Source organism: Belnapia sp. AC561 (genome assembly GCF_979252845.1).
In genome coordinates this window covers 48469-61889 of record NZ_CEEDBP010000017.1, presented here as the reverse complement: position 1 = coordinate 61889, position 13421 = coordinate 48469, and the positions used below count along the sequence as shown (strand labels likewise).

The following is a 13421-nucleotide window of genomic DNA, read 5'->3' as shown; positions in this document are numbered from 1 at the left end:
TCACGCCTTGGGCAGCTTCACCGCCCAGGACCGCCCGCACCACGGCTTGGGGGAGGCATGGTCCTTGCTGGAGGTGACGAAACCGTCACCTGCCGGAGGACCGCCATGCTGATCCGCCCCACCCGACGCGCCCTGCTGGGCGGCGCCGCCCTGCTGGCGACCCCCTCCATCCTCCGCGCCCAGACGCCGGAAATCTTCGTCGGCGGCCCGGCCTCCCCCGGCCTCACCGATATCCTGTTTCCGCGGATCGAGAAGAAGCACAGCTTCAAGATCCTCTTCGAGGGCACCAACAGCCTCATCAACCTCGAGAAGATCCGCAGCAACCGCGCCCGCCCCACCATGACCGTGACGATGATGGACGACCCGGTGCTGATCCTGGGCGAGCGCGAGGGGCTGCTGCTGCCGCTGCGCGGCCTGGCCATTCCCAACCTCGCGGATGTGCAGGCGGAGGCGAAGCCGCGCGAGTCCATGTGGGTAAACTGGTGCTTCCCGGCGGCTTCCATCAGCTACCAGACGCAGAACGTGAAGCCGGCGCCGGCCAGCTATGCCGAGGTCTGGGACCGCAAGTACCGCGACAAGGTCATCCTGATCTCGATGCGCATCACCCAGGCGGTGGTGCCGCTGCTGGCCGCCACCAGCCTCGCCACCGGCAAGCCCATGGCCGAATGCCTGAAGCTGGCCGACGAGGGTTTTTCGAAGTTGCGCGAGCTGAAGCCGAACATCCTGCAGATCACCACCAACCCGCCGCAGGCCCAGCAGCTGCACGAAAGCGGCGAGGTGGACCTGTATCTCTCCCCCGATAGCCGCACCACGCTGTTCCGCAAGAGCCAGCGCGCGCCGGTGGACCTGGCCTTCCCCAAGGAGGGCACCGTCGCCATGCCGGCCGGCGTCGCCCTGGTGAAGGGCGGCCCGAACCAAGCGCTTGGCGAGAAATTCATCAACGAGCTGCTCGACCCCGAGACCCAGGCGCTGATCGCCGGCACCTTCTACAGCAAGCCGACCAATACCAAGGCCGTCGCCCCCGCCGGGCTGACCCTGCCGGACCTCGTGGTGCTCGATTGGGAATACTTCGCCGACAACCGCAACCGTTGGATCGAGCGCTTCGAGCGCGAGATCAGCGCCCGGTGAATTCCGGCCACTTGGCGGTACGGGCCGTCGCCAAGCGCTTCGGTGCGGCGACGGTCCTCGACGATCTCTCGATCGCGGTGGCGCAGGGCGAATTCGTCTCCCTGCTCGGCCCTTCCGGCTGCGGCAAGACCACCCTGCTGCGCTGCATCGCCGGGCTGCTGCAGCCGGATGCCGGCAGCATCACCGTGGCCGGCACCGAGATCACGGCCCTGCCGGCGCACAAGCGCAACGTCGGCGTGGTCTTCCAGAACTACGCGCTGTTCCCGCATCTGACGGTCGCCGAGAACATCGGCTTCGGCCTGCGGGCCCAGGGCATCGGCCGCGCGGAAGCTGCGCCGCGCATCCGCGACGCGCTGGCGCTGGTGCGGATGGCCGAGCATGCGGGCAAGCCCGTCACCGCCCTTTCCGGTGGCCAGCAGCAGCGCGTGGCCGTCGCCCGCGCCCTGGTCGTGCGCCCCTCCCTGCTGCTGCTGGACGAGCCCTTCAGCGCGCTCGACCGCAAGCTGCGCGAGACGATGCAGGTGGAGCTCAAGCTGCTGCTGCGCGAGGTCGGCATCACCGCCATCTTCGTCACGCACGACCAGGAGGAGGCGCTGGTCGTCTCCGACCGCATCGCGGTGATGAATGCCGGCCGCATCGAGCAGCTGGCCGACCCGGCGACGCTGTATCAGCGGCCCGCCTCGCTCTACGTGCTGGATTTCGTCGGCCAATCCACCCGCATCGCCGGCACCGTGCGCGGCACCGAGGCGGGGCTGGTCACGGTGGAAACGCCACTCGGCCCGCTGCGCGCCCCGGGCAGCTTCGCCGCCGGCAGCCCCGTGGTCGTGGCGGTGCGGCCCGAGGCGGTGCTGCTCGACGGCACCGGCCCCGCGCTGAACCGGGTCACCGCCCGCATCCGCGACATTTCCTTCCTCGGCTCCCGCACCCAGCTCCACCTCGAACTGCCGGGCGAGGCCGATCGCGGCATCGCCGAGCTGCCGCGGCTGCCGGCAGGCATCGGCCCCGGCAGCCGCGTGGCGCTCGGCTTCCCGGTCGCCGATACCATGGTCTTCCCCGCCGCATGAGGCCGCGCACCGATCCCTTGGCGCTGCTGGCCCTGCCGGGCGTTGCCTTCCTCGGCACCGCCTTCCTGCTGCCGCTGCTGCTGCTGCTCTGGTCCTCCATCCATGGACCGGAGGGCTTCTCGCTCTCAGGCTACTGGCGGGTGCTGGGCGATGGCTACTACCGCGGCGTCATCCTCGCCTCGCTGCAGCTCGGGCTCATCACCACCTTCGGCGCCTTCCTGCTCGGCTACCCGGCGGCCTTCGCGCTCGCCCGGGCACGCGGCTATGGGCAGGTGGTGCTGTTCGCCCTGGTCTTCCTGCCGTTGACCGTCTCGATCATCGTGAAATCCTTCGGCTGGGGCATCGTGCTGCGGCGCGACGGCATCCTGAACTGGCTGCTGCTGAATGCCGGCCTGGTGGAACGCCCGGTGCGGCTGATCTTCACCGAGGGCGCGCTATATGCCGGCATGATCAACGTCTTCCTGCCCTTCATGGTGCTGCCGATCTATTCCGTCGTGCGGATGATGGACCCACGGCTGCCGGATGCGGCGGCGACGCTGGGCGCCTCGCCCTGGTTCCGCTTCACCCGCGTCACCCTGCCGCTGTCGCTGCCGGGCGTGGTGGCAGGATGCTCCCTGGTCTTCTCACTCGCCGTCTCCGCCTATGTCACGCCGAGCCTGCTGATGGGCGACCGCTACATGACCATGTCCATGGTGATGGCCAAGGCCTTCCTGAACCTGCGGGACTGGCAGCTCGGCGCGGCCATGGCGGCGGTGCTGCTGGCGGTCGCCGCCTGCGTCGTAGTCGGCGCCTCGCTGCTGCAGAAGCGGCTGGGGGGGCGGTAATGCAGCGCTTCGGCATCGGCCTCGCCTGGACGGCACTCATCCTCACCATCCTCTTCCTGCTGCTGCCCATCGTCGTCGTCATCCCGGTCTCCTTCACCGAGAGCAGCGTCTTCCGCTTCCCGCCGGAGGGCTTCTCCCTGCAGTGGTACGCCAAGATCCGCAACGTCGACGGGCTGCTGGCGGCCATCGGCCTTTCGGCGCAGATCGCCGGGCTGGCGACGCTGGTCTCGCTGCTGCTGGGCACGCTCTGCGCCATCGCCCTGGTGCGCGGCAAGGTCCCCGGCGCCGAGGCCATCACCACCTTCATGGTCTCGCCGCTGATGCTGCCGGGGCTGGTGCTGGGCATCGCCCTGCTGCAGGCCTTCCGCGAGATCGGGCTGCGCGACGCCTGGTGGTCGCTGCTGATCGCGCATGTGATCGTCACCATGCCCTTCGTCATGCGGACGGTGCTGGGCAGCCTGGCGCTGTTCGACTTCGCCATGGTGGATGCGGCGCGGACGCTCGGCTGCAGCTATTCCGTCGCGCTCTGGCGGGTGCTGGTGCCGAACATCCTGCCGGGCTTCGTCTCCGGCGCGCTCTTTGCCTTCATCGCCAGCTTCGACAACTACCCGGTCTCGATCTTCCTGGTCGACGTGCGGACCAAGACCCTGCCGATCACCCTGCTGAACTACCTCGAAATCAGCCCCGACCCGACGCTTGCCGCCGTCAGCACCGGATTGATCGCGCTGACGGTGCTGGTGCTGCTGCTGTGCGACCGGCTGGTCGGCCTGCGGCGGATGGCGTCGATCTAGACCGCGACGCCATCCACCGGGTTGAACGGCCCGGGAAACACGCCGCGCGGCTTGATGTAGTCATAGGGGCCTCGCGGCAGGAACTGCCCGAAGCCCGGCGCGCCGACCACCTTGCCGGCCTCCACCACCGGCACGCCACGCACCAGCGTCGTCTCCGGCCAGCCCGTCACCGCCATGCCCTCATAGGGCGTGTGGTCGTTGGCATCCTGGATCAGCGACTGGGTGAGGGTCACCCGCTTCGCCGGATCCCAGATGGCGATATCCGCATCCGAGCCGACCGCGATGGTGCCCTTCCGCGGATGCAGCCCGAACAGCTTCGCCGCATTGGTCGCGGTGATGGCGACGAAGGTCGGCAGGTCGATCCGCCCCTTCACCACGCCCTCGCTGAACAGGATGGGCATCCGCGCCGCCAACCCCGGCACGCCGTTCGGCAGCTTGGTGAAGGGCGCATCCGGCCCGAAGGCGGACTTGCCGTCCGGCCCCTCGAAGCGCGTCGGCGCATGGTCCGAGGTGACGTTGCCGATCACGCCGCGGCGGATCATCTCCCACAGCGCCGCCTGATCGGCTTGGGAGCGCGGCGCCGGGCTGCAGAGGAATTTCGCGCCCTCGAGCCCCGGCCGGTCGAGGTCGTCCGCCGTCGTCACCAGGTATTGCGTGCAGGTCTCGCCCCAGACCTTGAGGCCACGCCGCTGCGCCCGCTCGATCTCCTCCGCGCTTTCGCCGCCGCTGACGTGGAAGACCTGGATCGGCACGTCCAGCGCCTCGGCCATCTTGCAGACGCGGTGGACGCATTCGCTCTCGACGATCATCGGCTTGGCCCAGGCATGGTGCTTGGGCAGGGTCAGCCCCGCCGCGACCAGCGCCTGGGTATAGAACTCGATCATCTCATGGTGCTCGGCGTGGATGCAGACCAGCGCGCCGAGACGGCGCGCGGCCGCCAGCACCTGCAGGGCCTCGCCATCGGTGATCCGGGCGCCGGAATAGGTGAGGAAGATCTTGAAGCTGCGATGCCCCTCGGCAACCAGCTTCGGGATTTCCTCCAGCAGGATCTCCGGCCGCGGATCGGTGAAGATCATGTGGAAGCTGTAGTCGATGCGGCTTCCCTTCGCGCGCGCATGGTGCTCGGCGACGCCCTGGGCCATGGAGCCGCCACGCTCCTGCCGCGCGAAGCCGATGACGGTCGTGGTGCCGCCGACCGCGGCCGAAGCGGTGCCACTCGCAAAAGTATCGGCATTCACCGTCGGCCCGCCGCGCGGCTCCTCGATATGCACATGGCTGTCGATCCCGCCGGGCAGCACCAGCCTGTCCGTCGCATCGATTTCCTTCGCGCCGGCGCCGAGCGCCTGCCCCAGCGCCACGACCTTGCCGCCGCGGATGCCGACATCGCTGGCGAAGACATCGCTGGCCGTGGCGACGGTACCGTTGCGGATGACGAGGTCGAATTCAGGCATCAGGCAATCTCCCGGAAGGATGGCAGCGTGGCTTCGGCGGGGGTGGGAGGCAAGGGCGTTTCCACCCGCGCCACTCCACTTAGGCAGCCGCCCCGAACATCGCCTGCCAGTGCCGGGCGATGTCGACGCGCCGGGCGATCCAGACGCCGGGGCTGCGCGTCACATGCTCCAGCAGCAGCTCCAGCCCGCGGATGCGGCCGGGCTTGCCGATGGTCCGCAGATGCAGCCCGATCGACATCATCTTCGGCTGGGTCGCACCCTCCCGCAGCAGGCAGTCGAAGGCGCCGATGCAGTAGCGGGAGAAATCCTCCGGCTGCACGAAGCCCTGGCCCGGGGCGAAGCGCATGTCGTTGGTATCGAAGCTATAGGGCAGGATGACATGCGACGCGTCATGCAGCCGCGGCAGGTCGTCGTCGTAGACATCCGAGTCATAGAGGAAGCCGCCTTCCTCCCGCAGCAGCCGGCGGGTATTCACGCTCGGCGCCGATTTGGTGTGCCAGCCGAGCGGCCGCGTGCCGGCCGCCTCCGTCAGCACCGCCACCGTCCGGGCGATCACCGCGCGCTCCATGGCCTCCGGCATGCCCGCATGCATCTCCCAGCGCCAGCCATGCGCGCTGATCTCATGCCCCGCGGCAGCCGGCGCCGCGGCGAGGGCAGGGGTCACCGCCACCGCCCGGCCGCAGCAGGAGAAGGTCGCCTTCACCCCGAAGCGCTCCAGCACCTCCAGCACCCGCCAGAGCCCGACGCGGGAGCCATAGGCGAAATGCGTCTCCATGCAAGGATCCGGGTACCCCTCCACCAGCTGCCGGCTTTCCGGCACCGCCTCGTTGTGCGCGTCGCCGCTGCCGATGGACAGCTCCGCGCCCTCCTCGACATTGACCACGAAGGAGACGGCAAGGCGGGCGCCGCCGGGCCAGCGCGGATCCGGCAGGGCGCGGCCATAGCCGGCAAGGTCGCGGGTGGCAGGCGGCATGCCGCCGGGCAGGTCTGTCATCAGGCGCTCCGATCCGGTCCCGAGGTCGGCCCCTGGGGCAGCAATCGGCGTGCCAGGGGCGCAATCGCCATGGCCGCGGCGCCGGCCGCCGCCTGCTGGTCGCCGCCTGCTGGCGCGCCGGCGCGCAGCCTGCCCAAGCCGCGGGCTGCCGCCCGGGCCGGGCAGATCGGGACGCGGCCTCCCCGCCTCAGGCCACCGGCTGGTCCTGCCGCGGCAGCATCGCTTCCAGCGCCGCCTGGGTTTCCGCCGCCACCGCCAGCAGCACCGCCCGCCGCGCCGAGACCTCGGCCACCGGCAGGCTGCGCGCCTCCGACTGGAATTGACGTGCCACCGCCGCCAGGCGGCTGGCGCCCAGGGTGGCGGCGGACCCGGCCAGCCGATGCGCCGCGGAGAGCGCCTCCGCCATATCCTCCGGCGCCGTCACCCGCAGCCGTGCCGTCTGGTCGACGATCTCCTGCAGGAAGACCGGCGCCAGCCGCCGCGCCGTTTCCGCATCCAGCCCGGGGATGGCCAGGGCCCCGCCGCCGCGCCGCGCCAGCAGCGGCAGCGCCTCCGGCGCCGCCTGGTCGGCCGGGTCCTCCGGCTTGGTGGCAGGCTGGCCACGCACCAGCCGGGCCAGTGCCGCCACCAGCGCCTCCCGCTCAATCGGCTTGGCAAGATGCGCATCCATCCCGGCGGCCCGGCAGGCGGCGATATCCTCGGCGAAGGCGCTGGCGGTCACTGCCAGGATCGGCACCCGCCCGGCCGGGCCGGGAAGGGCGCGGATGCGGCGGGTCGCCTCCAGCCCATCCATCCCCGGCATCATCACATCCATCAGCACCACGTCGAAGCGGGGCACCGCCGCGGCAAGGGTCGCCGTCTCCCCCTCCTGGGCCACCGCCTCCAGCGCCGCCAGCGCCAGGGCGCCATCGGCCACGCAGGTCACCGTATGCCCGGCCGATTCCAGCAGCGCCCGCGCCACCGCGAGATTGGCCGGCACGTCATCCGCCACCAGCACGCGCAAGGACCGCTGCGTCACGGCGGGACTGGCGGCGGCGGCCGGCAGCGGCATCCGCACCCCCTGCAGCGGCAGCTCCACCCAGAAGATCGCGCCGGGGCTGCCGGGGGATTGCGGGTTGTCGGTGCAGCCGATGCTGCCCTCCATCTGGGCCGCGATCCCCGCCGCGATCGCCAGGCCCAGCCCGGTGCCGCCCGCCCGCTCATCCCGGGCGAGCTGGACGAAATCGCCGAAGACCGCGCGGCGCTTGGCCTCCGGCACGCCCGGCCCGGTGTCCCGCACCTCGATCCGCAGCATCGACCGGCCGTCCGGCAGCGGCCCGCCCACCGCCCGCGCCAGCAGCACGACGGAGCCCCCGGCCGGGGTGAATTTCACCGCATTGGACAGCAGGTTCAGCAGCAGTTGCCGCAGCCGGGTCTGGTCCAGCAGCGCCGCCTCCGGCAGCCCCTCGCCGAGCATGACCTGCAGGGAGACCTGCTTCTGCTCGGCCGCCGGGCGGACCAGCGTGGCGCTGCTGTCCAGCAGCGCATCCAGCCGTGCCGGCGCCAGCCGCAGCTCCAGCCGCCCGGATTCCACCTTGGCGAGATCCAGCACGTCATTGGCCACGGCCACCAGGTGGCGTCCGGCATCCTCCAGGGTGCGGGCCCGCGCCTGCTGCTCGCCGGTCAGCTTGGGGTCGCGCGCCAAGGCCTGGGCCAGGCCGAGCACGCCGTTCAGCGGCGTCCGCAGCTCATGGCTCATCTGCGCCAGGAAGCGGGACTTGGCGGCGGTGGCGGCGGCGGCCGAATCGCGCGCCTGGGCCAGCTCCGTCATCGCCCGCTTCAGCGCGGTGATATCGGTGCGGATGCCGACGGTGCCGCCGCCCGGCGTCTCCCGCTCCGTCACCATCAGCCAGCGGCCATCGGGCAGCAGCCGCTCCATGCTCGGCTGGTTGCTGCGGTGCCAGGCGGTGATCTCGGTGACGAAGCGCTCGATATCCTCGCCGACCTGCGGATATTGCCCGCGCCTGGCACCCTCCCGGATGATATCGGCGAATTTCGCCCCCGGCTTGATGAAGGGCGCGCTAACCGCATAAAGGTCGAGGTAGCGCTGGTTGCAGACCACCAGCCGGTCCTCGGCGTCGAACATGACGAAGCCGTCCGGCATGGTCTCGATCGCCCGCTCCAGCACGGCGCGGGCCCGCATGCGCTCGGCCTCCACCTTCTCGCGCTGCCGCAGCGCCAGGTGCAGCGCCAGGGCGAGGGCGGCCAGCAGCACGCCGAGGCTGCTGGAAACCAGCAGCAGGCGGCGGCGGTCCATCTCCCAGGCGGCGAAGGCCGCTTCCTCGTCGTAGCTGGCGACCACGAAGATGTCCCGGTAGAGGATGGGCCGGGCGGCGGCCAGCACCCGGCCGTCGTGGAAGCGGCCGTCGATGGCGACGGCGCTGCCATCCGTCGGCAGCGACCCGGCGACCCGCGTCAGCGACCGGCCCATGCGGGTCTCGTCATGCGGCAGCACGGTCAGCACCCGGCCATCGGCTCGCTCGACCGAGATCCGCACGCCCGGCAGCTCCCCGATCGGGGCCAGCAGGGTGGCGATCAGCGGCACCGGCACCTCCGCCACCGCGACCAGCGGCCCCACCCCCAGCAGTTCCATGGCGCGGAGGAACATCAGCGACCATTCGCCGGTCAGCGCATTGCGCGCCGGCCCGCTGAGCACCGCCGCCCCCATGGTCGCCGCCGCCGCCAGGACGCTTTCGTCGATCGGCAAAGCCCGGCTGCGGGAGGCGGCGAGCGCCGCCGCCCAGGGCCGCCCATCCGGCCGTACCACCACCAGGTCGCGGAAGCTGAAATTCTGGAAATTCAGTTCCCGCAGCATGCGGTTGGCCGAGGCCACGTCCACCTGGCCATCCCGCGCCAACTGGCCGAGCACCGCGGGCAGTCCCGCCAGCATCCCGTCCACCGCGAGGAAATGCCGGTTCACCGTGCTTTCGGCGACGCGGGTCACCCGCTGCACGGTCTGCCGCGCGGCCTGTTCGGCCGTGCCATGCAGGCGGTCCAGCAGCAGGGTGGTGCCGCCGGCCAGCGCCAGCAGCAGCAGCACGGCCACGAAGACGACGGCGAGGCGAATGCGACGAGGCTGCATGGCTAGATCCGGCGCCTGTTCCGCATGATGAGTCTCACGGGCCTATCCCTCGGGGGCAAGGATGCCCCGGACGGGGGCGATGGTAGCATTCCAGGCTTCGGCGCACTCGCTGCCGCAGCGCCGGACCCAGGCAGGCAATACCGCATCGCGCAGCAACTCGTCGCGCCGCCGCCGCTCCTGCGGCGAATCCTCGAGGAGAACCATGTGGCCGGGGGTGCCCAGCCGGCATTCAGGCCGGCCGGCGTTGCAGGCGAAGCCCTCCTCGGTCTCCTGCCCGGCCGCCTGCCAGATCTCCTCCTCCAGCTGCGCCAGGCCGCCCTGCAACTGGTCTCGCACCAGCCCCGGCAGGCCCTGCCAGATGGTCCGGTTGGCCCCGAAGGCGGTGACTCCCCAGCTGATGGCCTGGCGGGACAGATGCGAGGTGATCGTCTGTAGCCCCAGCGCATTGCCGGAAAGTGATCCGGTCACCGCGCAATCCACCACCTGGCGACGCATCGCCGGCATGATCTCGGCAAAGGGGATCACCACCGGAATCGCCCCCACCGCCTCCAGCAGCTCCGCCTGGCCGACCGAGGAGACGCGCACGCGGCGGCCCCGCAGGTCGTCCAGCCGGGCGAAGGCCTCGCGGCAGAAGACCACCTGGGCCGGATAGGTATAGACCGCCAGCAATTCCACCCCGTAGCGTTCGAGCAGCAACCGCGCGATCCGCGACCGCCAAAGCGCCAGCGACTGCCGCAGCGTGGCGAGGTCCGGGTTGAGCACCGGCAGGTCGATCGCATTCAACTCCGGCTCGTCCCCCGCCGCCATAGCCAGATGGATGTTGCCGAAGGGCACCACGCCCAGCCGTATCAGCGCCGGCATGTCCTGGCTGCGGATGCCGGAGCGGTCGAAGGGGGCGATCTCCGCCTGGACCCGGCCCTGGGTGAGGCGCGGGACCTGGGTGGTCCAGAAGGGTGCCTCGTAGCGGTCGTATTGCACCAAGCCGGCCAGCCCGCCGGCGACCTTCAGCAGGATCGGCGCTGCCTCCTGAGCCATGGCCGGCAGCCAGCCGGCCAGCAGCAGCAGCGCGGCGGCAAGCGCCGCCAGGCGGGATTTCGCTGGCCTGCGGCCCCGGGGGCTCCGGCCGGGCTGGTCCGGGATGGACGGCGGCATGACCATGGGTGCTGCACCTTTGCCGGCAGAAGGCCTGCGCCCCAGGGGGCCTTGTTCGGTGACCGCCGCAGCGGCGGCATGCCGATCAAGCAACTTGGCTCAATCCCTGGTTGTTTATCATTGCGTAAATCCAAGAGTTCAAGTTGCGGCCGTCTTCATGCCACAACGATCGCGGGAGCGGTCCAACACGGCTCTGAGAGCCCGCAGGGCATCCCCGGCCGTGGCCGCGGCTTCCGGTTCGGTCTCCGGCGGCAGGGCGCGGCCATTGGCCTCGGCCAGCAGCGCATCCAGCATGGCCAGGAGCCCGGTCGCCGCGCGCTCGATTTCCGCGGCATAGCCATGCGACCGGTGCCGCGCCGGCAGGTCCTGCTGCATCAACTGGGCGAAGCCGATGATCGGCGTCAGCGGCCCGCGCAGGCTGGCCGAGAGCATCGCCATGGGCGGATCGGCCGCCCGCGCCGCCGCCTGGCCCTGCAGCCAGCCCGGCCTTGCCGTGGCCGGCGTCCGGTCCGTACCCGGGCCCGGCCCGGCGATATCGAGCCCGGCGATATCGAGCAAGGTCACGTCCAGCCGCGTCGCGTCCAGCCAGGTAGCCGGCGCGGGGCACGGCGAGGGACAGGGGAGCGGCGGCGCTCCCGCCAGGGCGAAATCCTGCAGCATCACACTCTCCTGGTGGTCGCCGCGCCTCGGGGGGGAGGGTGCGGCGAAGCCTTTTGCTGCGGGCATCACCGCAAGGCCCGTGCCAGCCCCGGCTTGCATCCTGCGGCGCAGACTGCGACCGCGAGGCTGCTTACGGCGACAGGCGGACCCCGGTGCGGGCCACCACCTCGCGGTATTTCGCCACCTCCGCCTGGATGAAGCGGGCCGCTTCCGGCAGCCCATTGGGCGCCCGGAAGGCATCGTGCCCCGCCGCCATCAGCCGGTCGCGCAGCGGGTCCTCCGCCAGCGCCGCCACCAGGGCGCGGTTGAGGGCGCCTGCCACCGCCGGCGGCATGGCGGGCGGCCCGATCAGGATGAACCAGGTATCGAAGTCGAAATCCGGCACGCCGCTTTCCGCCATGGTCGGCAGCTCGGGATAGGTCGGGAAGCGGCGCGGGCCGGTGACGGCGATGCCGCGCACCAGCCCCTCCTTCACCATCGCATTGGCCGAGGCCAGGGCGGCGATGCCGAATTGCGCCTCCCCGGTATGGATCGCCTGCAGCATCTGGGCGCCGCTGCGATAGGGCACGTGCACGAAGCGGGTGCCGAGCTGCACCGCCAGCATCTCGGCCGCCAGATGCAGCACGCCGCCGACGCCCGAGGTCGCATAGGTGATGCTGTCGGGCGGCGCGCGGCGCAGCGCCTCCACCACCTCCGCCCCGCTGCGGGCGGGGAATTGGTTGTTCACGATCAGGATCAGCGGCGGGATGCCGATGATCCCGAGATGGGTGAAATCCGCCACCGGGTCATAGCGGTTCCAGCCGATCAGCGCATTCGGCGCGATGGCATGGGACCCGGTCTCGGCGACCATCAGGGTGAAGCCATCCGCCGGCTGGCGGCGGAGCCATTCGCTGGCGACGGCGCCCGCGGCCCCGGGCCGGTTCTCCACCACGATCCGCGTGCCGGTGCCGAGATGCGCCGCCAGCCTATCCGCCAGCAGCCGCGCCGCGATGTCGGTGGACCCGCCGGGCGAATAGCCGGTGACCAGCGTGATGGGCCGCTCGGCGAAGCCCTGGCCTTGCGCCAGGCTTGGCAACAGGGCAGGCGCCAGCAACAGGCTGCGGCGATGCATTCTTGTTTCCTCCCGGGGTCGTTGCCCGGGAGCAAAGCATGCCGCGCGCCCTGGGGCGAAGCGGAATCAGGCCCCCGGCAGCGCCACCCCGGCCGCGGCCCGCTCGCCGTAATTGGCGCCGGAGTATTCCTCCATGAACTGCGGATAGGTGAAGGGCCGGTAGCGGGCGGGGTTCTCCGCCGTCACGGTGGTCGGCACCGGCGCCATCACCGCGTCGTAGTCGCAGTCCATGAAGAAGGGGATGGCGTAGCGTTCCAGGCCGCTGCGGTTCGTCACGCGGTGCGGCGTCGCCAGGAAGGTGTGGTTGGTCCAGCGCCGCAGCATCATCCCGCCATTGACCAGGAAGCAGCCCTCCAGCGCCGGCGCATCGATCCAGCGCCCGCCCGGCAGCCGCAGCGACAGGCCGGGCACCTTGTTCTGCGCCAGGATGGTCATGAAGCTGGTATCGGCATGCGGCGCCAGGCCCCATTCATCCTCGGGCGAGGTCGCGTCCTGCTGCGGATAATGCGTCATCCGCAGGGTGAACATCGGCTCGCGGAACTTGTCCTCGAACCAATCCGCCGGCAGCCCCAGCGCCACGGCGTAGATGGGGACCAAGCGGCGTCCGAGATCCTCCATCGCCCCGGCATAGGCCAGCGCCGCCTCGCGGAAGCCGGGCAGGTTTTCCGGCCACTGGTTCGGCCCGCGGAAGCGCCGGCCGGAGCTGCGGTCCGGATGGTCCGGCGGCAGTTCGCGCTTGAAGAACACAGCCTCGTTGGCATTCGGCTTCTTGATGCCCTCCACCGCATTCATGCGGGAGGTATTCCCGCGCATCGGCAGGTAGCCGATGTTGTCGCGGTTGAAGGGCATGGCCAGCTTGGCCTCCAGCGGCTGCGCATGGAAGCGCGCCGCAGCCTCGAAACCGCTGTCGATCACCGCCTGCGGCACGCCATGGCCGCGGATGAAGTAGAAGCCGACCTCGGTGAAGGCACGGCGCAATTGCGCGCCCAGCGTATCGAGCGCACCCGGTGCGCCGGCGAAATAGGGCGCGAGATCGAGGATCGGGATTTCATCGGCCATCGGCGGGGTTCCCTGCAGCAGGCGGGAAGCCTAGGACGGGCATCGCTGCGCGGGAAGCGGGCAAGT

Annotated in this window: 11 protein-coding genes; 4 read left to right on the top strand and 7 right to left on the bottom strand. The window is 70.9% G+C overall.

Annotation, left to right across the window (positions count from 1 at the left end; genetic code table 11):
• The first annotated feature begins 105 nt into the window (after positions 1-105).
• From AC0IW9_RS15465 to AC0IW9_RS15450, 4 genes are read left to right on the top strand one after another with little or no spacing between them, the layout of a single operon-like run.
• Positions 106-1128, top strand: coding sequence for an extracellular solute-binding protein (locus tag AC0IW9_RS15465; protein WP_471649168.1), 1023 nt, complete (start codon positions 106-108; stop codon positions 1126-1128).
• An 11-nt stretch (positions 1129-1139) separates the two neighbouring features.
• Positions 1140-2192 carry an ABC transporter ATP-binding protein gene (locus AC0IW9_RS15460; RefSeq protein WP_471649167.1) on the top strand — a complete coding sequence of 351 codons (1053 nt, stop codon included), beginning with the start codon at positions 1140-1142 and terminating at the stop codon, positions 2190-2192.
• Positions 2189-3016: an ABC transporter permease gene (locus tag AC0IW9_RS15455; protein WP_471649166.1), complete on the top strand. Its 828-nt coding sequence runs from the start codon at positions 2189-2191 to the stop codon at positions 3014-3016. Before AC0IW9_RS15460 ends, AC0IW9_RS15455 begins: the two co-directional genes overlap by 4 nt.
• Positions 3016-3807 carry an ABC transporter permease gene (locus AC0IW9_RS15450; protein WP_471649165.1) on the top strand — a complete coding sequence of 264 codons (792 nt, stop codon included), beginning with the start codon at positions 3016-3018 and terminating at the stop codon, positions 3805-3807. Before AC0IW9_RS15455 ends, AC0IW9_RS15450 begins: the two co-directional genes overlap by 1 nt.
• On the opposite strand, the gene hydA is transcribed toward AC0IW9_RS15450, so the two are convergent.
• The 7 genes from hydA to AC0IW9_RS15415 form a co-directional block, all read right to left on the bottom strand.
• Positions 3804-5258, bottom strand: a complete 1455-nt coding sequence (gene hydA, locus AC0IW9_RS15445; protein WP_471649164.1) for a dihydropyrimidinase — start codon at positions 5256-5258, stop codon at positions 3804-3806. The genes AC0IW9_RS15450 and hydA overlap by 4 nt on opposite strands.
• A gap of 79 nt (positions 5259-5337) precedes the next feature.
• Positions 5338-6252, bottom strand: coding sequence for a polysaccharide deacetylase family protein (locus AC0IW9_RS15440; protein ID WP_471649163.1), 915 nt, complete (start codon positions 6250-6252; stop codon positions 5338-5340).
• A gap of 187 nt (positions 6253-6439) precedes the next feature.
• On the bottom strand, positions 6440-9373 hold the full coding sequence (locus AC0IW9_RS15435; RefSeq protein ID WP_471649162.1) for a PAS-domain containing protein: 2934 nt from the start codon (positions 9371-9373) through the stop codon (positions 6440-6442).
• A 42-nt stretch (positions 9374-9415) separates the two neighbouring features.
• Entirely contained in the window at positions 9416-10531 is a 1116-nt protein-coding gene (locus AC0IW9_RS15430; protein WP_471649161.1) for a TRAP transporter substrate-binding protein, read from the bottom strand.
• Positions 10532-10663: 132 nt separating this feature from the next.
• Positions 10664-11185: a hypothetical protein gene (locus tag AC0IW9_RS15425; RefSeq protein WP_471649160.1), complete on the bottom strand. Its 522-nt coding sequence runs from the start codon at positions 11183-11185 to the stop codon at positions 10664-10666.
• A gap of 130 nt (positions 11186-11315) precedes the next feature.
• Positions 11316-12296, bottom strand: a complete 981-nt coding sequence (locus tag AC0IW9_RS15420; protein WP_471649159.1) for a Bug family tripartite tricarboxylate transporter substrate binding protein — start codon at positions 12294-12296, stop codon at positions 11316-11318.
• A 66-nt stretch (positions 12297-12362) separates the two neighbouring features.
• The gene (locus tag AC0IW9_RS15415) at positions 12363-13355 is read right to left on the bottom strand and encodes an isopenicillin N synthase family dioxygenase (RefSeq protein WP_471649158.1); all 993 of its coding nucleotides are present in this window, start codon (positions 13353-13355) and stop codon (positions 12363-12365) included.
• Between the last annotated feature and the right edge of the window lie 66 nt (positions 13356-13421).

Coding starts and splice junctions, on each gene's coding strand:
- AC0IW9_RS15440 (WP_471649163.1), bottom strand. CDS start 6,252: ATGACAGACCTGCCCGGCGGCATGCCGCCTGCCACCCGCGACCTTGCC.
- AC0IW9_RS15425 (WP_471649160.1), bottom strand. CDS start 11,185: ATGCTGCAGGATTTCGCCCTGGCGGGAGCGCCGCCGCTCCCCTGTCCC.
- AC0IW9_RS15455 (WP_471649166.1), top strand. CDS start 2,189: ATGAGGCCGCGCACCGATCCCTTGGCGCTGCTGGCCCTGCCGGGCGTT.
- AC0IW9_RS15465 (WP_471649168.1), top strand. CDS start 106: ATGCTGATCCGCCCCACCCGACGCGCCCTGCTGGGCGGCGCCGCCCTG.
- AC0IW9_RS15435 (WP_471649162.1), bottom strand. CDS start 9,373: ATGCAGCCTCGTCGCATTCGCCTCGCCGTCGTCTTCGTGGCCGTGCTG.
- AC0IW9_RS15415 (WP_471649158.1), bottom strand. CDS start 13,355: ATGGCCGATGAAATCCCGATCCTCGATCTCGCGCCCTATTTCGCCGGC.
- AC0IW9_RS15450 (WP_471649165.1), top strand. CDS start 3,016: ATGCAGCGCTTCGGCATCGGCCTCGCCTGGACGGCACTCATCCTCACC.
- AC0IW9_RS15420 (WP_471649159.1), bottom strand. CDS start 12,296: ATGCATCGCCGCAGCCTGTTGCTGGCGCCTGCCCTGTTGCCAAGCCTG.
- hydA (WP_471649164.1), bottom strand. CDS start 5,258: ATGCCTGAATTCGACCTCGTCATCCGCAACGGTACCGTCGCCACGGCC.
- AC0IW9_RS15430 (WP_471649161.1), bottom strand. CDS start 10,531: ATGGTCATGCCGCCGTCCATCCCGGACCAGCCCGGCCGGAGCCCCCGG.